Annotated in this window: 21 protein-coding genes and 3 tRNA genes; 11 read left to right on the top strand and 13 right to left on the bottom strand. The window is 63.4% G+C overall.

Annotation, left to right across the window (positions count from 1 at the left end; translation table 11 throughout):
• Positions 1-321 precede the first annotated feature (321 nt).
• Positions 322-645 carry a ferredoxin FdxA gene (gene fdxA / locus ABS769_RS10305; RefSeq protein ID WP_006453280.1) on the top strand — a complete coding sequence of 108 codons (324 nt, stop codon included), beginning with the start codon at positions 322-324 and terminating at the stop codon, positions 643-645.
• 128 nt (positions 646-773) lie between these two features.
• Here the strand turns inward: fdxA and ABS769_RS10300 are convergent, their stop codons facing one another.
• Both ABS769_RS10300 and dapA read right to left on the bottom strand, forming a co-directional pair.
• Positions 774-1,289 (bottom strand): hypothetical protein, encoded by a 516-nt coding sequence (locus tag ABS769_RS10300; RefSeq protein WP_317061496.1) that lies wholly within the window; start codon positions 1,287-1,289, stop codon positions 774-776.
• A 16-nt stretch (positions 1,290-1,305) separates the two neighbouring features.
• Positions 1,306-2,214, bottom strand: a complete 909-nt coding sequence (dapA, locus tag ABS769_RS10295) for a 4-hydroxy-tetrahydrodipicolinate synthase (RefSeq protein WP_317061497.1) — start codon at positions 2,212-2,214, stop codon at positions 1,306-1,308.
• Positions 2,215-2,307: 93 nt separating this feature from the next.
• Between dapA and ABS769_RS10290 the strand changes: the two genes are divergently transcribed.
• The 9 genes from ABS769_RS10290 (at position 2,308) to ABS769_RS10250 (ending at position 7,758) form a co-directional block, all read left to right on the top strand.
• Positions 2,308-2,934 (top strand): glycine cleavage system protein R, encoded by a 627-nt coding sequence (locus tag ABS769_RS10290; RefSeq protein WP_023903766.1) that lies wholly within the window; start codon positions 2,308-2,310, stop codon positions 2,932-2,934.
• Between the two features lie 13 nt (positions 2,935-2,947).
• On the top strand, positions 2,948-3,298 hold the full coding sequence (locus tag ABS769_RS10285) for a ribonuclease E inhibitor RraB (RefSeq protein WP_317061498.1): 351 nt from the start codon (positions 2,948-2,950) through the stop codon (positions 3,296-3,298).
• Positions 3,299-3,335: 37 nt separating this feature from the next.
• Positions 3,336-3,818: a peroxiredoxin gene (locus ABS769_RS10280; RefSeq protein ID WP_317061499.1), complete on the top strand. Its 483-nt coding sequence runs from the start codon at positions 3,336-3,338 to the stop codon at positions 3,816-3,818.
• Between the two features lie 82 nt (positions 3,819-3,900).
• Positions 3,901-5,298, top strand: a complete 1,398-nt coding sequence (locus ABS769_RS10275) for a PhoH family protein (protein WP_006453286.1) — start codon at positions 3,901-3,903, stop codon at positions 5,296-5,298.
• Positions 5,298-5,780: a hypothetical protein gene (locus ABS769_RS10270; RefSeq protein WP_317061500.1), complete on the top strand. Its 483-nt coding sequence runs from the start codon at positions 5,298-5,300 to the stop codon at positions 5,778-5,780. The genes ABS769_RS10275 and ABS769_RS10270 overlap by 1 nt, the downstream gene beginning before the upstream one ends.
• A 6-nt stretch (positions 5,781-5,786) precedes the next feature.
• Complete coding sequence (locus ABS769_RS10265) at positions 5,787-6,458, top strand: YoaK family protein (RefSeq protein WP_317061501.1); 672 nt, start codon at positions 5,787-5,789, stop codon at positions 6,456-6,458.
• 37 nt (positions 6,459-6,495) lie between these two features.
• Positions 6,496-7,305 (top strand): bifunctional hydroxymethylpyrimidine kinase/phosphomethylpyrimidine kinase, encoded by an 810-nt coding sequence (gene thiD / locus ABS769_RS10260; protein ID WP_317061502.1) that lies wholly within the window; start codon positions 6,496-6,498, stop codon positions 7,303-7,305.
• A 204-nt stretch (positions 7,306-7,509) separates the two neighbouring features.
• A tRNA-Arg gene (locus ABS769_RS10255) sits at positions 7,510-7,586 on the top strand.
• A gap of 95 nt (positions 7,587-7,681) precedes the next feature.
• Positions 7,682-7,758: transfer RNA gene (locus tag ABS769_RS10250), tRNA-Arg, on the top strand.
• A gap of 60 nt (positions 7,759-7,818) precedes the next feature.
• Here the strand turns inward: ABS769_RS10250 and ABS769_RS10245 are convergent.
• A complete protein-coding gene (locus ABS769_RS10245; RefSeq protein WP_317061503.1) occupies positions 7,819-8,811 on the bottom strand; it encodes a DedA family protein/thiosulfate sulfurtransferase GlpE in 993 nt (330 codons plus the stop codon).
• Between the two features lie 44 nt (positions 8,812-8,855).
• Positions 8,856-9,800, bottom strand: coding sequence for a LysR family transcriptional regulator (locus tag ABS769_RS10240; protein WP_317061504.1), 945 nt, complete (start codon positions 9,798-9,800; stop codon positions 8,856-8,858).
• A 136-nt stretch (positions 9,801-9,936) separates the two neighbouring features.
• On the opposite strand from ABS769_RS10240, the gene ABS769_RS10235 reads away from it, so the two are divergent.
• Complete coding sequence (locus ABS769_RS10235; protein ID WP_317061505.1) at positions 9,937-10,638, top strand: pirin family protein; 702 nt, start codon at positions 9,937-9,939, stop codon at positions 10,636-10,638.
• A gap of 399 nt (positions 10,639-11,037) precedes the next feature.
• On the opposite strand, the gene ABS769_RS10230 is transcribed toward ABS769_RS10235, so the two are convergent.
• The 9 genes from ABS769_RS10230 to ABS769_RS10190 all read right to left on the bottom strand — a co-directional run bounded on the left by ABS769_RS10230 (position 11,038) and on the right by ABS769_RS10190 (position 23,902).
• Complete coding sequence (locus ABS769_RS10230) at positions 11,038-12,984, bottom strand: methyl-accepting chemotaxis protein (RefSeq protein ID WP_317061531.1); 1,947 nt, start codon at positions 12,982-12,984, stop codon at positions 11,038-11,040.
• A gap of 269 nt (positions 12,985-13,253) precedes the next feature.
• A tRNA-Ser gene (locus ABS769_RS10225) sits at positions 13,254-13,346 on the bottom strand.
• Between the two features lie 82 nt (positions 13,347-13,428).
• A complete protein-coding gene (gene csrA / locus ABS769_RS10220; RefSeq protein WP_003481884.1) occupies positions 13,429-13,641 on the bottom strand; it encodes a carbon storage regulator CsrA in 213 nt (70 codons plus the stop codon).
• A 139-nt stretch (positions 13,642-13,780) separates the two neighbouring features.
• Positions 13,781-16,429 carry an alanine--tRNA ligase gene (gene alaS, locus ABS769_RS10215; RefSeq protein ID WP_317061506.1) on the bottom strand — a complete coding sequence of 883 codons (2,649 nt, stop codon included), beginning with the start codon at positions 16,427-16,429 and terminating at the stop codon, positions 13,781-13,783.
• Positions 16,430-16,529: 100 nt separating this feature from the next.
• Positions 16,530-17,018: a recombination regulator RecX gene (recX, locus tag ABS769_RS10210; protein ID WP_055828615.1), complete on the bottom strand. Its 489-nt coding sequence runs from the start codon at positions 17,016-17,018 to the stop codon at positions 16,530-16,532.
• Positions 17,019-17,301: 283 nt separating this feature from the next.
• The gene (gene recA, locus ABS769_RS10205; protein WP_006453296.1) at positions 17,302-18,336 is read right to left on the bottom strand and encodes a recombinase RecA; all 1,035 of its coding nucleotides are present in this window, start codon (positions 18,334-18,336) and stop codon (positions 17,302-17,304) included.
• Between the two features lie 172 nt (positions 18,337-18,508).
• Positions 18,509-19,150, bottom strand: a complete 642-nt coding sequence (gene lexA / locus ABS769_RS10200) for a transcriptional repressor LexA (protein ID WP_006453297.1) — start codon at positions 19,148-19,150, stop codon at positions 18,509-18,511.
• A gap of 109 nt (positions 19,151-19,259) precedes the next feature.
• Positions 19,260-20,936 carry a 2-polyprenylphenol 6-hydroxylase gene (gene ubiB / locus ABS769_RS10195; RefSeq protein WP_317061507.1) on the bottom strand — a complete coding sequence of 559 codons (1,677 nt, stop codon included), beginning with the start codon at positions 20,934-20,936 and terminating at the stop codon, positions 19,260-19,262.
• A 431-nt stretch (positions 20,937-21,367) separates the two neighbouring features.
• Positions 21,368-23,902 carry a TonB-dependent receptor gene (locus tag ABS769_RS10190; RefSeq protein ID WP_317061508.1) on the bottom strand — a complete coding sequence of 845 codons (2,535 nt, stop codon included), beginning with the start codon at positions 23,900-23,902 and terminating at the stop codon, positions 21,368-21,370.
• Positions 23,903-24,077 lie beyond the last annotated feature (175 nt).

The raw sequence follows: 24,077 nt of genomic DNA, 5'->3' as shown, positions 1-24,077 counted from the left end.
CCCTCGAGTAGGGAAATAAAGCCCCTCTCCTGCGGGGCGAGAAGGCACGGCTTACGCGCCACTGGCGCGTGTGCCTTGGAGCGCCCGCGCCGCAAGCGCGGGCCGGGGCGCGGAGCGGGGGTTGGGGTGAGGGTACGGGGCGAAGCCGCTACGAATGGCGGGTAACCCGAGGCTTCGCCTGTACCCTCATCCGCCCCTGCTGGGCACCTTCTCCCGATGGGAGAAGGAATCAACCCCAACGCAGAAACCCAAAATCCCCACCAACCCCACACCCAGCACCCGACTGCTTTAGAATTGGCAGGCTAAACGCCGGATTCCACCATGCCTTTTGTTGTCACCGAAAACTGCATCAAGTGCAAATACACCGACTGCGTCGAGGTCTGCCCGGTGGATTGCTTCCATGTCGGCCCTAACTTTTTGGTCATCGACCCGGACGAGTGCATCGACTGCACCCTGTGCGAGCCCGAATGCCCGGCCAACGCGATCTACCCGGAAGACGACGTGCCAGCAGGCCAGGAAGGCTTCGTCGCGCTTAACGCCGAGCTCGCCAAGGCGTGGCCGGTGCTGACCGTGCGCCAGGAACCGTTGCCCGATGCCGCCGAATGGGACGGCAAGCCGAACAAGTTGCCGCTGCTGCAGCGCTAAAAACAGCGTTGCGCTATCCAGCCCGGCACGTTGCGACGGCGCAACACTGCGGCGGCGACACAGCACCAAAACGCAAAACGGGCGCCCAAAGCGCCCGTTTCGCTATCTGACACTGGCAACTACCAGACTCAGCCGCCCAACTTGCCCTTCAACGCAGCAATCAGCGCCACCGGTGCCGCCAACGTTGCCGGCATGCCACGCGGATCCACGGCCGACACATAGCTACCGGCGTCGGTCTTGACCACGCGCACCAGGAAGCTGGCGCCTTCGTAGGTCACGTCGTAGGAGCCGAGCATCTGCGCCTTGCTGGCGATGGTCAGGCCCGGGATATCGGCCAGTGCTGCGCCCACCTTGGCAAATACTTCGTCACGCTCGCCCGGCACGGTGAAGCCGCTGTTGGCGCTTGCCGAAGGGGCCGAGGTGGTCTGCTGGGTGGTCGATGCCAGCGTCGGCACCTTCATCGCACCCGAGGTGTCGGGCAGGTTCAGGTCCGGCGGCACTTCCAGCGGACGGGCCTCCGGCGCCAGCGCGTAGTCGCCGCGCGCGCCCTTGTGGAACCAGCTGCAACCGCTCGTGGCGGCGACGGTGGCGGTCGCCAGCAACGCGAGCGAGAGCACGCGGACGGGGGAAACGGAATGACGCATCGATAGATCTCCTGGGTCAGGCCGCGAGCATTTCGCGGCTGGAAAGCGCTTCCAACGCAACAGCGTCGGCGGCAAGGCGGTCGGCAGCAGGCTTGTGCGCCGAAGAAAGTGGCAGTAACGGCAAACGCAGGCCGTGCCCGATCCCGGCCCGCTGCAGCAGCGCCTTGACCGGGATGGGATTGGATTCGATACCGCAGAAGCTGTGGTACTCGCTCAGGCGCGCGTCCCAGGCGAGTGCGGCGTCGCGCTGACTATCACGGGCCAGATCGCACAACCGCCGATACGCCGACGGCAACGCATTGGACGCCACCGAAATCAGCCCGTCGGCGCCAGACAGCATCGCATGCGCGGCACTACCATCGTCGCCACTGAGCACCACAAAAGTATCGCTGCGCAACGCAAGCAGCGCGGCGATGCGCTCGGGTTCGCTACGCGCTTCCTTGATGCCGATGATATTCGGATGCCCGACCAGCTCGGCAACCGTCTCCGGCAACAGATCGCAACCGGTGCGGCCCGGCACGTTGTACAGCACCACCGGCAACCCGCCGTTGTCGGCAACTGCCAGAAAGTGCGCGTGCAGGCCGGCCTGGGTCGGCCGCACATAAGGCGGCGTCACCACCAGCGCGCACTGCGCGCCCAAGGCGGCGGCGCGACGTGTCTGCGCAATGGTCTTGGCGGTGCCCGACAGCCCGGTCCCGGCCAGCACCGGCACCCGGCCGGCGACCTGCGCAACGGCGGCACGCAACAGCGTGTCGTACTCCTCGTCGCTCAATGCAGCGGCTTCGCCGGTGGAGCCGGCAACCACGATTCCCTGCACGCCGCCATGCAGCTGCTGCTCCAGCAGCCGCCGCCAGGCATCCAGGTCGAGTGCGCCATCCGGACCGAAAGGGGTCGCCAGCGCGGTGATGATGCCGGAAAGGGACAAGATTCAGCTGCTCTTACGTGACAGGAAAAGGCCCGCGCACGCGCGGGTTGTGGCCGCCTGCATGTTACTTGCGGCGCGAAACCACGGGCAAGTATGCTGGTCATCGCCAGGGCGCCTGCCCGGGCGGCCATTCAGCCTGATGCAATGCCGGAACCCCCTTTGACCGACACCACACCCCGGCCCTCGCCGACCGAAAATCACCTCCTGATCAACGCCTACACGACGCATCCGGAGTCCCCCCTGTTGCCCGTCACCCGCCGCATCGCCGACAGCGGCTGCAATCTTGTGGACGCCCGCCTGGCCACGGTGGGGCGCGATGTCTCGGTCACCGCACTGGCCACCGGCTCCTGGGATTCGGTCGCCAAGCTCGAGGCGATGCTGACCCGGCTCGAACGCGAGGAAGGCCTCAAGCTGGTCTGGTACCGCACCGGCCCCAAGCAGACCCAGTCCAACCTGCTGCCCTACATCGTCGAAGTCATCGCTGCCGACAAGCCGGGCATCCTGTTCCAGCTGGCCGATTTCTTCGACCGCCAGGGCATCACCATCGAGAACCTGCAGAGCACGCGCTATCGCGCCATGCAGACCGGCGCGGAGATGTTTTCTGCGCAGGTGACGATCGGGGTGCCGGCCAACATGCACATCGCCGCATTGCGCGATGATTTTCTGGAATTCTGTGATCACCTCAATCTCGACGCGATCATGGACCCGATGAAGTTTTAAGGCAGACGTTCCGATGGCCATCGCCCTATCCGCGCTGAAACAGATGTTCGATCACATCCGCTCCGAGACCGACTGGAATCTCGACGGGCCGTTGCGCTGGGAATATTTCTTTGCCGACCCGGCGCAGCAACCGCTGCAAAAGCTTTCCGAACAACTGACCCAAGACGGCTATCGCATCATCGACATCTTCCTCGGTGAACGCGACGAAGACGATGGCGACGACGAAGAATCGTATTTCCTGCATGTGGACAAGCTGGAACAGCACACCATCGAGTCGCTGAATCAGCGCAATGCGGAGTTCGACGCGCTTGCCAAACGTTTCCATGTGGCTGCTTATGATGGGATGGACGTCGGCCCGGCATGACCGAGCCGCACGCCCCTCCACTTTGGGCTGAGCAACGATGACCGACGCTGTCTTTGAATTACCCGCTGCAACCTTCGACCTGCCGCTGGCGCTGTCCGGCGGCATCCACACCAGCTTGCGCGGCTACGCCGGCAAATGGGTGGTGCTGTACTTCTATCCGAAAGACAGCACGCCCGGCTGCACCACCGAAGGCCTGGATTTCAACGCGCTGCTGCCGCAGTTCACACAGGCCGGTGCAGTGATCCTGGGCGTCTCGCGCGACTCGGTGAAGTCGCACGACAATTTCTGCGCCAAGCAGGGATTCACCTTTCCGCTGATCAGCGATGGCGACGAGGCCTTGTGCCGCGCCTTCGACGTGATCAAGGAAAAGAACATGTACGGCAAGCAGGTGCTCGGCATCGAGCGCAGCACCTTCCTGCTGTCGCCCGAGGGGCATGTGGTGCAGGCCTGGCGCAAGGTCAAGGTTGCCGGCCATGCCGACGCCGTGCTGGCTGCGTTGAAGGCGCACGCCAAACAGTGACACCCCTCGTTTCCCGTGTCCTCCATCACCCTGCGCCTGCAGGCGTGATGGCTCGCCCCTGCTCCATCACTTGGAAGACCCAATGACCCGAGGCAAGCGCATCTACGTGCTGGACACCAACGTGCTGATGCACGATCCCACCGCGCTGTTCAAATTCGAGGAACACGATGTGTTCCTGCCGATGCAGGTGATCGAGGAACTCGACAACGCCAAGAAGGGCACTTCCGAAGTCAGCCGCAATGCGCGCCAGGTCAGTCGCTTCCTGGACGAACTGCTGGAGAACACCAACGCCGAGCAGATCAAGACCGGCATCCTGCTCAGCCACCCGCAGGGTATCCAGCTCAAGGGCCAGGCCGCGATCGGCCGGCTGTATTTCCAGATCCACCCGATCGATCCGGGCCGCACCTTCGGCGAGATGATTCCGGACAACAAGATCCTGGCATCGGTGCTGGCGCTGTGCGAAGAAAACCCGGACGTGCCGGTCATCCTGGTGTCCAAGGACATCAACCTGCGCATCAAGGCCTACATCAGCGGCCTGAATGCAGAGGACTATCAGAACGACCGCGCGCTGGACGATTTCAGCCTGCTGTTCACCGGCGCTGTCGAGCTGCCGGAAGACTTCTGGCAGAAGCACAACGAAGACCTGCGCAGCTGGAACGAGCGTGGCCGCACCCATTACGAAATCGTGCTGGCCGACGACGAAGACTGGCATCACAACCAGTACCTGTATCTGCCGGGCGAGGACGAAGTGGAACTGCGCGTGGCCAGGATCGGCGGCGGCAAGGCCACGTTGTGCCTGGTGGACGATTTCCGCACCAGCCCGCACGCGGTGTGGGGCATCGTGGCGCGCAACCGCGAGCAGAATTTCGCGCTCAACGCGTTGATGGATCCGGAGATCGATTTCGTCACCCTGCTCGGCACCGCCGGTACCGGCAAGACCCTGCTCGCGCTGGCTGCCGGCCTGGCGCAGACGATGGATCAACAGCGTTACCGCGAAATCATCATGACCCGCGCCACCGTGAGCGTGGGCGAAGACATCGGTTTTCTGCCCGGCACCGAAGAGGAAAAGATGACCCCGTGGATGGGCGCACTGACCGACAACCTGGAAGTGCTCACGCACAATCAGGAAGGCGGTGCCTGGGGGCGTGCGGCAACCAATGATCTGCTCGCCAGCCGCATCAAGATCCGCTCGATGAACTTCATGCGCGGGCGCACCTTCCTGTCGCGCTATCTGATTCTGGACGAGGCGCAAAACCTCACCCCCAAGCAGATGAAGACATTGATCACCCGCGCCGGCCCCGGCACCAAGATCGTGTGTCTGGGCAATGTCGAACAGATCGACACGCCCTACCTCACCGAGACCACCTCGGGCCTGACCTACGCGGTGGATCGCTTCAAGGCCTGGCCGCATAGCGCGCATATCACGCTGCGTCGCGGCGAGCGCTCGCGTCTGGCCGACTTCGCCTCGGAGGTGCTGTGATGCATCCGCTGCGCGGCGCTGCGGCGTTCGCACTGATTGCACTGGCCGGCTGCGCAACCACGCCGCCGCCCGCCAGCGTGCCCACCAACATCAAGAGCGGGCAGTCGTGGGTCATCACGCGCCAGGGCATTGCCGAGCAGGTGCTGGACACCTGCTCGCGCGACAGCCCGGCGCGTCATCCGGGCCAGATCACCGGCTATTGGACGCCGAGCCAGCAACAGATCGAACAGCTCGAATCCAGGCAGGATGCATTGACGCCGACCATTCCCGAGCCGCGCGATTTCGACCGCCAATATGTGGGCGTGGTGATCCAGGGCCAGCAGTTGATCTACATCAATGCCTTCAAGCTGCCGAACGATCCGCCAGTGAAACCGGCCAAAGAGGCGATCCGGATATGCGACGGCGGCAGTGCCTTCTGGGGCGCGCTGTACGACCCGCAAACCGGCGCGTTTTCGCAGATCGCCGTCAACGGCACTCCCTGACCCGACATGGGAATCCTGCTACCGCGCTGGGTCTGGATTGGCGCGGTGGCATTGTCGGGTGTGGCCGGCATGGTCAACGTGGTCGGCTACCTGGGCTCCGAACATCAGGTGGTCAGCCACCTCACCGGCACCACCAGCCTGCTCGGCGTTGCCCTGGTGCAAAACACCGCGCCGGAAATCGGCTTTCTCTGGGGCATTCTGATCGCCTTCTGCGCAGGCGCCATGCTCAGCGGCCTGATCATCCAGGACGATGTCTTGCGGCTTGGACAGCGCTACGGCGCGGCACTGCTGCTCGAAGCGCTGCTGTTGCTGGCCGCGATTCCGCTGTTCAAGCTGCATCACATCGGCGGCGTACTGGTCGCCGCAGGCGCCTGCGGTCTGCAGAACGCCATGGCCACCACCCTCAGTGGCGCAGCGGTCCGGACCACGCATCTGAGCGGCATGTTCACCGACCTGGGCATTGGCCTGGGGCATCTGCTGCGCGGGCGCCCGCTGCAACTGCGCCGGCTTACGCTGAGCGGGTTGATCATCAGCGGCTTTCTCGGCGGCAGCATCCTCGGTACCTGGCTGTTCCAGCGCTGGCACTACGACGCGCTCTATCTGCCAGCCGGCCTCACCGGATTGACCGGTGCCGGCTACGTTGCCTACCTGCAATGGCGTCGCTGGCGAGCGCGATGACCCGCACATCCAACCGACAGCAGTGCAGAATCCACGCATGACCACGCCCAGCACGCTGTCCGCATTGACCATCGCCGGCTCCGATTCCGGCGGCGGTGCCGGCATCCAGGCCGATCTCAAGACCTTCGCCGCACACCGCGTGCATGGGTTGTCGGCAATTGCTGCGCTCACAGCACAGAACACGCGCTCCGTCACCGCCGTGCACACCCCGCCGATCGCATTTCTGCAGGCGCAGATCGATGCCTGCTTTGCAGATTTCGAGATTCAGGCGGTCAAGCTCGGCATGCTCGCCAATGCCGAGGTCATCCATTGCGTGGCCGATCTGCTCGAAAAATATCGCCCACCGTTCGTGGTACTCGACCCGGTGATGGTCTCCACCAGCGGCGCGCGCCTGCTCGAAGACGCCGCACTGGACGCGCTACGTACGCGGCTGCTGCCCCTGGCCACGCTGATCACCCCCAACACGCCCGAAGCCGAGCTGCTGACCGGCCGCCGCATCGACGATGCCGACGCCGCCGAGCACGCCACCGCCGCCCTGCTCGACCTCGGCACCAATGCGGTGCTGCTCAAGGGCGGACATCTGCTCGAAGGCGCACGCGTGATCGACCGCTTCGATGACGGCGTCACCCAGGACGTGTTCATGCATCCACGCCTGCAGGTCGACGCGCACGGTACCGGCTGCAGCTTGTCAGCCGCCATTGCTGCGCAGCTGTGCCAGGGCCTGTCCCTGCTCAACGCCTGCGAAGCGGCCATCGACTACGTTGCGCGCGCAATCCGCCTCGGCCACACCCCAGGTCACAGCGAGGTGCTGGTGCTCGACCACTTCGGCGCCGCGCCCAGCGTATGAGCGCGTGTACCGGCACATCTGACCTGCCGAAATTGGACCACGCACAGCTAGGCGCCTGCAGCGATCACTGCGCATGGATGAAAGCACCTACAGTCGCGCTGGCAGCGCCCCGGCGCGGACGTATCGGCAAGGCAGCCGGCAATCGCGTGTCACAAAAGGATTGACGAGTACGCCGGGCATCCGCATAATTCCGCTCCTGACGACGCGCCCGTAGCTCAGTTGGATAGAGTACCTGGCTACGAACCAGGCGGTCGGGAGTTCGAATCTCTCCGGGCGCACCATCATCAGAACAACAAAAAGACAGCATTGCATCGCTGTCTTTTTAGTTAAACGTCCGCTCGCATTGCGATGGATGTGCAAGTCAAAACAAGATAATGCGCCCGTAGCTCAGTTGGATAGAGTACCTGGCTACGAACCAGGCGGTCGGGAGTTCGAATCTCTCCGGGCGCACCAATCTTGAAGAAAACGACCAGCTTGCTGGTCTTTTTTTTGTCCGAATGAAAGCAAGCGCAATCAGGCCATTGCCCCAACGGCATCTGGCCCACCAACCACCGCCACCGGCAGCAGCGAGGTCACCGGATGCCCGGCATCGCGCCATGCATCCAGCCCGCCCAGCAGCGGACGCACATCGCGATAACCGCGCTCGCGCATTCGCCCTGCCAGCCACGCCGCCGACACCTCATCCGGACACGCGCAATAGATCACCACACTGCGATCGCGCGGCACGGTGGCCAGAATCTGTGCGAGCTGTCGCTCGTCCGCAAACACCGCGCCGGGAATCGTGTACGGCTGCAGATCGCGATACCCCGGTGCGCGGATATCCAGCACGGCAGGCCGCAGGCTCTCTTCGCCATCAAGCAAGGGCACCAGCTCGTCGACCGCAATGCGCGCATGCACCAGCGAACGCAGCAGGCTATGCCGTCGCCACCAGCGCCAAGCAACGTAGCAGGCCAATAACACCGCCAACACGATCACGGCGCCCGACCCCAGCTCGGACAGAAGCGCGAGCACGTCCTGCACCTGATGAGCGAATAATGCACCCAGGCCCAGACCGACAAATGCCCACAGCGACGCACCCAGGGCGTCATAGCGCAGAAACGCCACAGGACGCACCCGCATTGCGCCGGCCATCGGCACCGAGACCATCGACAACCCCGGTACGAACTTGGCCACTGCCAATATCCGCACGCCCCAGCGCGAGAAGAACCGCTCGGTCTTTTTCATGCAGGTATCGCGCGACAGCGACAGCCGGCACAGCGACTGCAAGGTGCGGTTACCGAAACGCCGGCCGGCCAGATACCAGGCCAGATCGCCGAGCAGGCTCGCCAACACCGAAACGCCCAACGCCGCCAACCCGGCCAGCCATGCATCGCTGCCGCCGCGCAGCGCGTAGCCGGCACCGACCAACACCAGCGTCGGCAACGCCGGCACCGGCAGCCCCAGCGACAACGCCAGCACGTTGGCGAACACCAGGGCCAATCCGTACTGTTCGATTAAGCCCTGCATGCGACGACCCTGCGCGACGACGAACGCGCATTATCCGCCCTTCCTCACGCGCGCGACTGCCCGGCAGCGACGGAACGATACGTCTCGGCAAGCGACTGCAACCAGCCATCGAACAGGCCCTCGCTGCGCAGGGCGCGCCGCCACCAGCCCAATGCCTCACCCTCCTCGCCCGGCCGCCATGCCAGATAGAACGTCTCGTCGGGCTTGTGGGTTTCTACCTGCACCTCGCACAGCCGGCCGTCCTGCAGCGCGCCGCGCGCATACGCCTCAGGCAGAAAGCCGTAGCCGGCACCTGCCAGCTGCAGCTGCAGCTTGGCCTGCATGTCCGGCACGGTGAGCACATCGCGTCCGGACAACAGGCCCACGGTGCGCGGCAGCAACCGCCGCGCCGAATCCGCTACAGCGATCGCACGATGCTCGGCCAGCTCGGTCGCACCCAGCATGCCGGCGCCCGCCAGCGGATGCGTAGAGGCCACCGCGAACACAAAGCGCAGCGTGCCGATCTGCTCGGCGACATAGCCACCACCACTCGGCCCCTCGCCCGCCGCGACGATCAGATCCACACGCCGATCTAGTAGCGCCTCCCAGCTGCCGGACAGCGATTCGCTCACGACGCGCAGGCGCGTGCTATCGGCCACCGTGTAGAAATCCAGTATCTGTGCCTGCAGCAACGCCACCGGCAGAATCGCATCCAGCCCGATCGCAAAGTCCGACTCCCAACCCGATGCCACCCGCCGCACCCGCACCTCCAGCTCCTGCGCGGCACGCAACAGGTGCCGCCCCTCGCGCAACAACTCGCGCCCGGCCTGGGTCGGTGTTGCCTTCGGACCGAGCCGCTCGAACAGTTGCACCCCCAGATCGTCTTCGAGCTTGGACACCGTGTAGGAAATCGTCGACGGCACCTTGAACAACACCTTGGCCGCGGCCGCGAACGAGCCCCGACGGTCGATTGCATCGAGGATTTGCAGCGCTTCCAGGCTGATTTTCATTGTTCGATTTTTTCGATGATAGCAGCCAAATCTACTCGCTTTTTGTCTCCCGCACAGAGGCGGAGACTACGCATCAAGCCGCAGGGACACCGATTCACTCCCCGGCGCCATTCGAGATCTTTCAAGGAGAAGCAACATGTTGAATGTCCGCAAGAGCGAAACCCGTGGCCGCGCCGAGCATGGCTGGTTGTCCTCGCGCCATACCTTTTCCTTCGCCAGCTACCACGACCCGCGCCACATGGGCGTCGGCCCGCTGCGGGTGATCAACGAAGACAAAGTGCAGCCGGGCGAAGGCTTCGGCACCCACGCCCATCGCGACATGGAGATCATTTCCTACGTGTTGGACGGCGCGCTGGAGCACAAGGACAGCATGGGCACCGGCTCGGTGCTGCACTACGGCGACGTGCAGCGTATGAGCGCCGGCAACGGCGTCAGCCACAGCGAGTTCAATCACTCGGCCAGCGAGCCGGTGCACTTCCTGCAGATCTGGGTGATGCCCGAACGCAATGGCATCGAACCCAGCTACGAGGAAAAGCATTTCGACACCGACAGCAAGCGCAATCAGCTGCGTCTGATCGCCTCGCCCGACGGCGAAGCCGGCTCGTTGCGCCTGCACCAGGACGCACGCCTGTACGCCTCCATCCTCGATGGCGACGTGCGTCTGCAACACCCGCTGGCACCGGGACGCATCGGTTACGTGCAGGTGGTGCGCGGCAGCCTGAGCGTCAACGGACAGGCACTGTCGGCTGGCGATGCACTGCAGATCACCGCCGAGCCGGAACTCGTGCTGGCCGACGCACGCGACGCAGAAGTGCTGGTGTTCGATCTGCCGCAGTAAGCGGCAACGCGTGGTAGTGCGGCGCGCTGCCGTGAATCGGCGCGCCGCATGATCGCAGCTGGTTGGAACAGGCAAAGCACGCTCCTGGCGCAATGCAGTTCACTTGAAAAAAACGGCACTTCCCGCGCGGGGAGCGCCGTTTTTTATTTGGCTTGAAGAATGAGCCGATTGGGGACTATGCCGAGATGCAGGAGCCCTCGATCAGCAACCTCAGTGAACAGCATTAGGTTCTGGCGGCCTTTGTGGTGCGCGGATGCATCTGCTGGAGAGCACGTTTAGTTTTGCGCAAACGTAGCGGCTGGCACGCGCGGCAACGATGCAACAACGAGCGTGCGCGTCACCGCTTCAACGACGCCGCACAGCGAATGCACCAGACCTCCCACAGTCACGTGGCCTGAGTCACGCGGCCTGCGATTTGGCGAACGGCTCTGCGTGCGCATCCTTTAGTGCAGAAGACCCTTCGGCATCGCCGTTGACCAATGCAAACAACGCATCCGCATCGGCTTCGAGCACATGCGCCGAACGCGCCAGATCATCGACCATCCGCGCCTGATCGCGCGCCTGCACGCCAATGGATTGCAGCGCCGTGTTGGCGGTCGAAATATCCTGCGCCTGCTCATGGCTGGCGGCGGCGATCTGCTCCACGGTTGCGGTCACGCGAAGCACCGATCCGACCATGTCCTGCATCACCACACCGGCCTGCTCGGCCAGGCGCGAACCATCGCCAACCTGATCGGTCGCGTTGTCGATCAGGGAACGAATCTCCTTGGCCGACACGCTGCAGCGCTGCGCCAGGCTACGCACTTCGGTCGCTACCACTGCAAATCCACGCCCCTGCTCGCCGGCGCGCGCCGCTTCCACCGCCGCGTTGAGCGCCAGGATGTTGGTCTGGAAGGCGATGCCGTCGATCACCTCGATGATCTGGCCAATGCGATCGGTCGCCGAACGAATGTTGGCGGTGGTCTTGACCACCTCGGCGATGACCTCGGCACCGCGTCGCGCAACATTGGCCGACTCTTCGGCCATGCGCTGCGCCGACCCCGCGCTCTCGGAATTGATGCGCACCGTCTCGGCCAGTTGATCGATGGTGGTCGAGGTCTGCGCCACTGCGGTGGACTGCGAGGATGCGCGGCTCACCAGTTCCTCATTGCTGATCGAAATATGGTGCGCCTCGCGCTGCACGTTCTGCGCGATGCTCATGGTCTGCCGCATCAACTCGCGCATGCGCTCGGCCGAGCGCACTTGATCGGTCACATCGGTGGCGTACTTGACCACCTTGTACGGCCGTCCGGAGACATCCAGGATCGGATTGTAGGAGGCCTGGATCCAGACCGCGCTGCCGTCCTTGCGCAGCCGGCGATAACGGCCCGCATCGAACTGCCCACGCGCCAGCTTCGCCCAGAAATTGCGGTACTCCTCGGAGGCGCCATACACCGCATCCACGAACACGCGATGGTGCTGGCCGATCGCTTCGGCGGCCGGATACCCCAAAATCGCCAGGAAATTATCGTTGGCGCTCAGTACGCGCCCTTCCAGATCGAATTCGATCACGCCCATCACCTTGTCGATGGCCTGGATGCGGCCATCCGCATCGGCAGAATCGATCACCTGACGGGTCACCTCGGTGGCGTACTTGACCACCTTGTATGGACGCCCATGCTCATCGAGTACCGGGTTGTAGGACGCCTGGATCCACACGTCCTGCCCATCCTTACCAACGCGCTTGTAGCGCCCCGCATCGAATGCGCCGCGCCCGAGCTTTTCCCAGAACGCGCGATAGGCGGCCGATTGGCGCGTGGACGCATCCACGAACATGCCGTGATGCTGGCCGCGGATCTCATCGAGCCGGTAACCCATCACCTGCAGAAAATTCTGGTTGGCCTCGAGCACGGTGCCATCCAGCGAAAACTCGATGACCGCCATGACCCGGTCGATCGCATCGATCCGCCCTTCGAAATCGGCGGTCTGGCGCACCTGCGCCGTGATGTCGGTGGCGTACTTCACCACGCGATAGGCGTTGCCGGATCGATCCAGCAGCGGGTTGTACGACGCGTTGATCCACACCTCGCGCCCGTGTTTGTCCAACCGGCAAAAGCGCCCGGCGTTGAAGTCGCCGCGCCGCAGCGCCGCCCAGAACTGACGATAGCTTTCGCTGTCGCGATCACTGGCAGTCACGAACATGCGGTGATGCTGGCCGACCACCTCGTCCAGCCGATAGCCCATCAAGGACAGGAAGTTCTCGTTCGCATCCAGAATGCGGCCATCCAGATCGAACTCGATCACCGCCATCACCCGGTCCACCGCATTGGCCTTGTGCTGCAGCCCACGGCCCCAGAAAGAGAACAGGCGTCCAAGCAGTGGCGGTAGGCGCATTACGTTGAAGTCCGAGATATATGTCACGTGTTTAGCGACCTATACCGCAGTTACTTGAACCGCTTCATGCAGCACGTTTGAGGCGATTCAGATGTTGTCGCGACAACCAGATGCCTTATGCAGGATGCGGCGAGCCGACTGGCAGCAAGCATGCTGCGCAGCTCACTCGAGGGCTTGCAAACCCAAGCCGCGATGCAAATAAAAACGCCCGCAAATCAAACATTTGCGGGCGTCTAGAACACTGGCGGAGCGAGAGGGATTCGAACCCTCGATAGAGCTTTTGACCCTATACTCCCTTAGCAGGGGAGCCCCTTCAGCCGCTCGGGCATCGCTCCAGTTTCGCGTCCTGCCGCGTTGTCCGTGGCAGGCCGCGAAGAATACCGGGTAAGGGGGGTTAACGTAAACCCTTTGCGACAATCAATTCGAAGAATCGTCGCCGTGATGCGCGCCGGAAGCGACCGGCTCATCGCCGCGCTGGATGCGCTGATAGATTTCTTCGCGGTGCACAGCCACATCTTTCGGTGCGGTGATGCCAATGCGCACCTGATTACCCTTGACGCCGAGCACGGTAACAGTGACCGAGTCGCCGATCATCAAGGTTTCGCCTACCCGGCGAGTGAGGATCAACATTTTTCAAATCTCCTGGAACCGGTGGGTTTCCCACCAGCATCGACGGCCTCCTGATGAGACGCGTCTATAGGTAAAGGGAATAGACCGGAAATGGTAGCGGCAGATCCTGCCAGCCAGCAAGGCATGGCAGGACAAGTGTTCAGCCCAAGTGTTGCTTGACCCAGGAGTGCACGCCGTCGAGCGCAGTCGCAAGGGCGGGCCCGTCCTCGCCACCACCCTGGGCGAGATCCGGACGGCCACCGCCCTTGCCCCCGATCTGACTGGCGATATGGCCGAGGAGTTCCCCTGCCTTCACCTTGCCAGTTGGGCTACCGTTCACGCCGGCAACAAGCGCGACCTTGCCGGCAGATGCGCCCGCCAGCACGATCACCGAATCGCCCAATTGCTGCTTCAGCCGATCCATCGCATCGCGCAGCGCCTTGGCGTCGAAGCCTTCCAGACGCACCGCGATGACCTTGATCCCTGCGACATCGACGGCGCTGGCGCCCAGATCTGCAGTCGCACCAGAGGCGAGCTTGGCCTTGAGCGATTCCAGCTCACGCTCCAGACGCTTCTGGCGCTCGGTGAGCGCGCGTACCTTGTCGACGACTTCAGTCGCATTGCCGCCGAGCAGATGAGCGGCCTCAAGCAAACGACGCTCTTCGTCGGCCACATAGTCCAGCGCGCCCTGCCCGGTCACCGCTTCGATACGGCGCACGCCCGAAGACACACCACCCTCGGAGGTAATCTTGAACAGGCCGATATCGCCAGTGCGGGTGACGTGGGTGCCGCCGCAGAGTTCGGTCGAATACCCACCCATCTTCAGCACACGCACGTTCTCGCCGTACTTTTCGCCAAACAACGCCATCGCGCCGAAATCCAGCGCTTCCTGCATGGCCATGTTGTGCACCTCCACACTGTGGTTGGTGCGCACCTCGGCGTTGACCTTGCGTTCGATCACGGCGAGTTCTTCGGCAGTGATCGGCTGAAAATGCGAGAAGTCGAAACGCAGACGATCCGGCGCAACCAACGATCCCTTCTGCTGGACGTGCGTGCCCAACACTTCGCGCAAGGCCGCATGCAGCAGATGCGTGGCCGAGTGATTGAGGATGGTCTTGCCGCGACGCTGCACGTCGATCCCGCCGGACAGCACATCGCCCAGCGCAAGCGCGCCTTCGGTGATGCGCCCCACATGACCATGAAACTGCCCGGCAAATTTCTGCGTATCGGCAATGTCGATGGAGACACCGGTCCCGCTCAGTTGACCGCTATCGCCGACCTGACCACCGGACTCGGCATAGAACGGTGTGCGGTCGGTGAACACGATGACCTCGTCACCGGCGTCGGCGCGTTCGACCGGACGGCCCTGCTTGAGCAGCGCAACGACCTTGAGCGCATCGGCGTCGTAGGCTTCGTAGCCCAGAAACACCGTCGGCGACATGGTGGCAACCAGATCGGCCGGCAATGCGACGCCACCACCGAACTTGCCTGCGGCACGCGCCGTCTCGCGCTGACGCTCCATCGCGAACTCGAAGCCCTCCATGTCCACACGCAAGCCGCGCTCGCGTGCGATGTCGGAGGTCAGATCGACCGGAAATCCGTAGGTGTCGAACAGACGGAATGCATCGGCACCGGGAATGACCTCCTGCGCGCGCGAAGCGACGTCGTCGAAGATCTTCATGCCGGCGTCCAGCGTTTCGGCAAAGCGCTCTTCCTCGGCCAGCAAGGCGCGCGCGACCGTCGCTTGAGCGACTACCAGCTCCGGATAGGCCTCACCCATCAGCTCGACCAGGGTCGGCACCATCTTGCTGAAGAACGGCTGGCGCACGCCCAGCATCCAGCCATGGCGCAGCGCACGCCGGATGATCCGGCGCAACACGTAACCGCGGCCTTCGTTGGAGGGCAGCACGCCATCGACGATCAGGAACGAACAGGCGCGGATGTGATCGGCGATCACCCGCAGCGACTTGTTTTCCAGATCGGTAACGCCGGTCAGCGCGCTGGCCTTGCCGATCAACGCCTGGAATACATCGATTTCGTAATTGGTATGCACGTGCTGCAGGATCGCGGCGAGACGCTCCAGACCCATGCCGGTATCCACACACGGGGCCGGCAACGGAATCAAGGTGCCATCGGGCTGCCGATCGAACTGCATGAAGACCAGATTCCAGATCTCGATGAAGCGATCGCCATCCTCGTCCGGCGAACCCGGCGGACCACCGGCGATGTGATCGCCATGGTCGAAGAAGATCTCGGTGCACGGGCCGCACGGACCGGTATCGGCCATCTGCCAGAAATTGTCGGAGGCATATGGCGCCCCCTTGTTGTCGCCGATGCGCACGATGCGGCTTTCCGGGATGCCGATCATGTCGCGCCACAACGCGAAGGCTTCTTCGTCGGTGTGGTAGACCGTGACCAGCAGGCGGTCGGCTGGCAGCTTCCAGACCTGGGTCAGCAGCTCCCAGGCCCAGCTGATGGCGTCCTTCTTGAAATAATCGCCGAACGACCAATTGCCCAGCATTTCGAAGAACGTGTGGTGGCGCGCGGTATAGCCCACCGAATCCAGATCGTTGTGCTTGCCGCCGGCACGCAGGCAGCGCTGCACGTCGGCAGCACGCACATAGCTGCGCTTTTCCGCGCCGAGAAAGACGTCTTTGAATTGGACCATGCCCGAGTTGGTGAACAGCAAGGTCGGGTCGTTGCCCGGCACCAGCGGTGCGGACGGCACGATGGTGTGGCCCTTGCCTTCGAAGAAGGCGAGGAAGTCACTACGGATCTGGGAAGTGCTGTATTTGGCAGGTGCGTTCATGTGCTGGCATTGGGCGGGCGGCGGTCCCGGTCACCCAATGAATGTGGGCGCAGACGAGCGGAACAACCTTAAACCACAAAGGGTAGCAGGCCTGACGCCCTCAGTCCTCAAGCTCGAAGCGCGTGGCGCTGCGAATGCTGTTGCCGTCAAAACCACGCCGGGCCAACAGATCGGCGGCCTTGCGCCGCTGCGGCAGATCCACCGGACCTTGTTCACCGAACCGGCGACGGATCAGATCGCGTGCGTTTTCGGTCCAATCGCCTTCAAAGGTCGCCATCGCAGCACTGATGGCCTCGCTATCCAGACCATGGGTTCCGAGTTCGGCGCGAATATGCAGTGGACCGTAGCCCGAGCCTGCACGATTACGAACGACCGACGCCGCAAACCGGGTGTCGTCCTGCCAGCCTTCACCAGCGAGACGCTCTACGGCAGCCTCGGCAGCTTCCGGCTCTATGCCGCGTGCCAGCAGCTTGCGGTTCAATTCCTTGCGCGAATGCTCGCGACGCACCAGCAATCCGAGTGCGCGTTGGACCGGCGTCTGCTCCTTGAACCGGCGTCCCCGCTTTGGCGCGGGCTCTTGCTCGTCCATCGTGAGGTGTCCTGAATTACCAAATCACTGCTCAACCAATGCGCCGTCCATGGCGCCTGCCCTCCTGGCCTTCGATAGATCTACCGCGAAGCGCGGCGGCACTGACTCCACCGTCCCCGCGATAGAAAAACTTTGGAGCGGCCATCAAAACCTGTTGCGCTGCTTTCAGGCGGGTGCGGCCAGCGTTAGAGACGAGCACCTACCACTCGTCGCCTGCGCTTCCTGCGCACCGCCCCACCTATCTGACAGCTATCCGCCAGGTTCTTCTGGCTGCTCTTATCGCTTATTCCTTCTCGGCGTCGTCGCCGGCTTCACGCGGCGCTTCGGCGGGCTGGAACTTCTCGCGCAGCTCGGCTTCCAGCTTGATCGCAACCTGCGGGTTGTCGCGCAGATAGGTACGCGCATTGTCCTTGCCCTGCCCGATGCGCTCTTCGCCGTAGCTGTACCAGGCGCCGGCCTTCTCGACCAGCTTGGCTTCCACGCCCATATCGATCAATTCGCCCTCGCGGCTGATGCCTTCGCCGTAGAGAATTTCAGTCACGACCTGCTTGAACGGAGGCGCCAGCTTGTTCTTGACCACCTTGATCTTGGTCTGATTGCCAATGATTTCATCGCCCTTCTTGATCGCGCCGATACGACGGATGTCCAGACGCACCGAGGCGTAGAACTTCAGCGCATTGCCGCCGGTGGTCACTTCCGGACTCTGGCCCGGCATCATCACGCCGATCTTGTGGCGCAGCTGGTTGATGAAGACCACCAGGGTGTTGGAGCGCTTGATGTTGCCGGTCAGCTTGCGCAGCGCCTGGCTCATCAGACGTGCCTGCAGACCCGGTAGCTGGTCGCCCATCTCGCCTTCGATTTCTGCCTTCGGGGTCAGCGCGGCGACCGAGTCGACCACCACGATGTCCACCGAGCTCGAACGTACCAGCATGTCGGCGATTTCCAGCGCCTGCTCGCCGGTATCGGGTTGCGACAGCAGCAGGTCGTCGACGTTGACGCCCAGCTTGGCGGCATAGATCGGGTCCAGCGCATGCTCGGCATCGATGAAGGCTGCGGTGCCGCCCTTCTTCTGGCATTCGGCGATCGCCTGCAGGGTCAGGGTGGTCTTGCCCGATGCTTCCGGCCCGTAGATTTCGACCACGCGGCCCTTGGGCAGACCACCAATGCCGAGTGCGATATCCAGCATCAACGAACCGGTTGGAATGACTTCGACCGCCTCGATGGCGCGGTCGCCCATGCGCATGACCGAACCCTTGCCGAATTGCTTTTCGATCTGGCTCAGTGCTGCGGAAAGGGCGCGCTTTTTGTTCTCATCCATCTGGGTGATCCTTGTCAGTGATTTCGGTGTAGGGCGAATGTAGCGGTGGTGTATCGCACAGGCTGAGACTAGCGGCGACACACTCAGATTAGGGATGCGGGCAGTGCGATGGCAGCGGGAAATCCTGCGGTGCCGGCTCGGGAAAAAGCCAGCACGCCCATCGGCGCACTGCTCAACGATTTGGCCTCAGTAGCCCGCAATACAAGCCCTCGATCGCGAAATCCTGATCCGGCAGCACTTCGATCGGCGCGTAGTCCGGGTTGCGCGGCAGCAGCCGAATGCGGTCCTTGCCGATCTTCAACAGTTTGACCGTGATCTCCTCGTCGATCCGGGCGACCACGATCTGCCCCGAGCGCGCGTCACGGGTGCGATGCACGCCGATCAGGTCGCCGTTGAAGATGCCTTCGTCGCGCATCGAATCGCCCTGCACTTTCAGCAGGTAGTCCGGCGAGGGCGAGAAGAACACCCGGTCCAGCACCACGAAGTCGTCCGAGCCGATATCCGCGCCGATCGGCAGGCCCGCTGCAACGCGGCCCAGCACTGGCAGACGCAATACGTCGTCGCGGACAGGCTCGCTGGCCGGCGGTGTGCGCGACTGTGTACCCCGCCCGGCCAGGCGGATGCCACGCGCTTGACCCGGAACACGACGGATCGCACCCGCCTGTTCCAGCGCCTCCAGGTGGTACTGCGCTGCGCGCACGCCCTTGAAACCGAACGCACGCGCGATCTCGGTCTGCGAGGGCGGCACGCCGTCGGCGTCGATACGCTCGGCGATCAAGGCCAGGATTGCTTGCTGGGTATCGGTGAGTTCCATGGTTAGTAGTATTACTACTAACTGACGCCTGCGCAACTGTTGATTGCGACTTCAGCCGGCGATTCGACGAACGGGTTGCACACAACTGCATCGAAGCCGAACGGTTGCGCTAGCGCCGGCTGCGCCAGATCGAGAACAGGATCCAGATGCCGCACAGTGCCGCGCCGATGAACCCGCCGACACCCAACGCCAGCAGCCAGCGACTGGCACTGCCGCCGACGCTGTTCATGACGATCGACGAGCCAATCACCAATGCGGCGGTGACAATGCCCATGGTGAGCCGATTGGCGGCACGATCGACCTGCTCGCCGAACTCGCGCAACGCACGCGTTTCGACATGCAGTTGCAGCTTGCCGCGACGCGCGGCCTGCAGCAGCCGTTTGAGATCGCGCGGCAGGTCGCCAAGTAGATCGATCGCCCCGGTCACGGTACGCCGGCTGCGCCGCAACATCGCGCTCGGTGCGTAACGCTGCAGCACCACGCGTTCAAGATACGGGCGCGCCTCGCTGGCCATATCGAAATCCGGGTCGAGCTGGCGGCCCATGCCTTCGAGCGTGAGAAACGCCTTGATCATCAACGCCAGATCCGAGGGCAACGTGAGCCCGTGATCGCGAAGGATGGACGTGACATCGCCAAGCATTGCGCCGATGCGCAGTTCCTTCAACGGCACACCGCGATACTCGTCGACGAAGGCGCCGATGTCCTGCTGCAGGCGCGACTCATCCACATCCAGATTGGTGCCGGCCCATTCCAGCAGCACGTCGATGACCGCTTCGGCGTCATAGCTCACCATGCCATGCAGCAGTTGCGCGACCTGAAACCGGCGCTGCTCGGAGACGCGCCCGACCATGCCGAAGTCGATCACCGCAATGCGCCCGTCACGCAGATAGAAAATGTTTCCCGGGTGCGGGTCGGCATGGAAGCAGCCATCCTGCAGCACCATCTTGAACACGATGCCGGCACCCGTGCGTGCAAGCGCCTTGCGGTCCAGGCCAGCCGCATCGACTGCGGCCAGGTCGCGCCCGGGAATACCGTCGATGAACTCCTGCACATTCAGCGATTCGCAGGTCCACTCCCAATACACCCTTGGCACCACGACATTGGGGTCGTTGGCGAAATTGGCGGCGATGCGTTCGGCATTGCGGCACTCGGCGGCGAAGTCGAGTTCGCGCCGCAGGGACACGGTGAATTGCTGCACGACTTCGGCGGGGCGATAGCGCTTCAGGTCGGGGGCACGTGCTTCCACGATCTCCGCTAGCCGCGCAAGCAAGCGCAGATCCGCATCGATGGTGTCGCCGATGCCGGGGCGACGGATCTTCAACACCACCGATGTGCCATCGGCGAGCCAGGCGCGATGGGTCTGCGCCAGCGATGCGGCAGCCAACGGTTGCTCGTCAAGGCGCGCGAAGATGCTCTCAGGCTCGGCGCCCAGCGCTGCAACCAGTTGCGGGCGGATCTGCTCGAACGGCAGCGCGGGCACTGCGTTTTGCAGCTCGCTCAACTCTTCGATCCATTCCTGCGGCAACAGGTCCACGCGTGTGGCCAGCACCTGCCCGAGCTTGACGAAGGTTGGCCCGAGTTCTTCCAGGGCGCGCCGCACGCGCATTGCGGCGGACATGCGCAAACGGCCCTCGGCGTTATGCCAATGCAACAGCTTGCCGGCACGCTCGAGCACATCGGCCAGACCGATACGGCGTACCACATCGCCGAACCCGTAACGAATCAGGACCGCGGCGATTTCCTGCAGACGTCCGAGGTCACGAACGGTGCCGAGCGCTTCCCACATCAGTGCACCGCCTGTGCGTGTGCGGCAACCAGGCGCTGCACGCGTGCAGGAGGTGCAGCGCGTTGCGGGTCGTCGAAGATCGACTGCATCGGGGCTGTGTTCCGAGACGATCCCGGCGCCATGCAGGCACCTGCATCATCACGCACGCGCAGGGTCATCGAGTGACCGGCAGATGTGTGTGCAGGCGGTTGAAAATAGGCGCCCGGGCGATCCAGAGACGCGACCCGTCTGCCAACTGCCTCTGGCATGGACGAAAACAACACAGGGGCAAACATCAGATGCATCGGCACGCAGCTCAACAATGAGAGCTTGTTTGTAGCCGATCTGCATGACGATGTCGCGCCTCCCTCCACATCAGGCTTAGCCCACGTTAGATCGTGTTTGCTGTAACGCGTCCGTGTAACGCTGCCAGGACGTCAGGCGAAACAGGCTCAATAACGCAGCCGCAACGTCACTCCATACGTGCGCGGCGCCCCCAGAAACGCATTCCACGAACCAGCCTGTAGCGGCGCGTCGATGACGATCTGCCGATAGGTTTCATTGCCGAGATTTTCTGCCCACGCTTCCAGCAACCAGCGCTTGTCGTTGGCGCCGATGCCGAAGCGCGCATTGAGCAAGGTGTAGCCCGGTTGCGATTTTTGCGGATCCAGATCCGAGCCTGCGTTGTATTCGGAGCTGTACTTGGCGCCAACGTTGAAACGGCCCGTGAGCCGGTTGCCAAGCGCGCGTTCGTAGGTCACCGACAGATTGGCCGACCAGCGCGGCGCAAAACTCAAACGGCTGCCCGGCAGCAGCGCCAGATCCGCATCCGGTAAGAGATCGTCGCCATAGCGGGTGTCGGTATAGCTGAGCCCGCCTTGCAGCATCAGGCCGGGCACTGCGCCCTGCCAAAGGATTTCGGCATCGATGCCGCGCGACACCACGGTGGGAATGGCACGCACCACAAAGCTGGTCCCCAGGAAGTTGTTGAGCTGAAAATCGCTGAAATCCTGATAGAACAGCGCTGCATTTAACAGCAGGTTGCCACCTAGCCAGGTGCTCTTGGCGCCGAGCTCGTAGCTGTCGACGAACTCGCCCGGGAACGCGGTGTCATCCACCGGCAGGATGCCCTGCACGCCGCTCGATAAACCATCGGAGGACTGCACGCGATCCAGATTGAAACCGCCTGCCTTGTAGCCACGCGCCGCCGACACATACGTCATCAGCGCATCGTCCCAGCGATACGCCAGCTTGGCGGTACCGGACCACTCGCGCTCGGTGCGTTGCTGCTCGGTCCGACGACCATCATGGGCGACATTGGCCCAAGGCAGACAGGTGAAGCCGATAACCTGCGGTGCGATCGTCGGCACCGCAGACGCGGGTACACCGCGCGCCACTAGCGCCGCACCGATCCGCCCTAATGCAGCCGGATCGACCTGGCCGCTAGGCGCGAAATAACTGGCACACGCCGGGCTTCCATCGGGATTCTGAAATGCCGATCGCAACGTTTTGTTCTCGTAGGTGTAGCGCAACCCCACCACGACATCCAGCGCGTCGGTGGCATGCCAGGTGTTGTTGGTGAACAGCGCGGCGCTGGTGCCATCCTGCCGAAAGCGGTCCTGGCTCCCCTGGCCGCGGAACAGCGTGCCGGCCGGCAAGCCGGTGGCGTCGGCGAGAAAACGCGTCGCATCCGCACGTGCGGCCAACGCCGGATTGACGCGTGCAAGCAGCACGCTGGACAGATATGGCTCGTAGGCGCTGCCGAAGCGATAGGACTCGTTGCGATGCAGGGTTTCGTCTGCGTAAAACGCGCCCACCATCCAATCAAGACGCTCACTCGATCCAGCCAGGCGCAGTTCCTGACTGAAGGTCTTGAACCTGGTCAGCATCTCGTCCTCGCGCGGAGCGCGATAGAGAATGTCTGCAGTGCTGTAATCGAAATCCAGGCCGTTGACGGATTTCCAGTCGCGCACTGCGGTGATCGAAGTCAGCACCGCCTCGCTCAACCACGGGGTGGTCCAGTACGCCTGTGCCGAGATGCCCTTGTCCTGAATCTCCTGCGCGGTACTGCGATTGCTGTAGGCACGCCTGCTCTGCGGGTCGGCACGCGCAGTGGTGCCCTGCCCGCCCGGCGTCAGCGCATCGATCAGCGCAGCGGTCGGTCCGCGCTCGGTGGTCACGGTGACGCAGCAATTTTCCTGGCGGCTGGTGTCGTCGGCCGCCAGATTGATGTCCAGATCGTCGGTGGGCTCCCAAAGAAGCTGCAAGCGCGCGGTGCGCAGATTCTGGTCGCCATCGTCGGTGGCGGTGCGCGGGCCAGCGCCGGTGACCACCTGCTCGAATCCATCGCGACGCCGCCTGGCGGCATACACGCGTAATGCGCTGGTGTCGCCCAGCGCATCGTTGAAGGCGGCGGCAATCCCGAGCGCGCCATAGTTGCCTGCGGTGATTTCGGCATCGGCGCTGCGGGTAAAACTGGGCCTGCGCGTGACCACGTTGATGACACCGGCCGAGGTGTTCTTGCCGAACACGGTGCCTTGCGGGCCTTTCAACACTTCGATGCGCTCAAGCTCTCCCAGGTCGGCAAAGCTCACGCCGTTGCGCGCGCGGGCCACGCCATCGATGACCACACCCACCGAGGATTCGAGCCCGGCATTGTCGCCAACCGTGCCGATGCCGCGAATGCGCGCGGTGGTCTGCGCTGCACTTTGACTGCTGGTCACGATCAAGCCGGGCACCAGCATCTGCAGCTCCTTGATGTCGTGCACGCCGCTGTCCTGCAACAGCTGCTCGGGAAGCACCGAAAGCACCACCGGCACGTTCTGCAGCGATTCCTCGCGCTTTTGCGCGGTGACCTTGAGCGCTGCCAGCGTTGCCGGCTCCTTCGGATCCGGCTGCGCCGTTGTCTGTGCACATAGCGGCGATACCTGCATGCCCGCAAAAAGTGCGAGCGCAAGCGTGGTGCCACGTTGCTGATCCATACCCATGTTTATCCCCCGACAAAGCGCGCAGGCGGTGCAGTACGGCGAGCGCCGCAGTTCACGTGGCTTCACACCTTACCGGGTTAACGAGACTGAGCAACGCAGGTAACCGAACACGCGGAGCGCGTGACGAATGCGGCCATCGTTCGATACGCATTGGAGCCATGCGTTAAAACAATGC

It is taken from the genome of Xanthomonas hortorum (assembly GCF_040279205.1).
Classification (GTDB): Bacteria; Pseudomonadota; Gammaproteobacteria; order Xanthomonadales; family Xanthomonadaceae; genus Xanthomonas; species Xanthomonas hortorum_F.
This window is presented reverse-complemented; position numbering and strand designations above follow the sequence as displayed.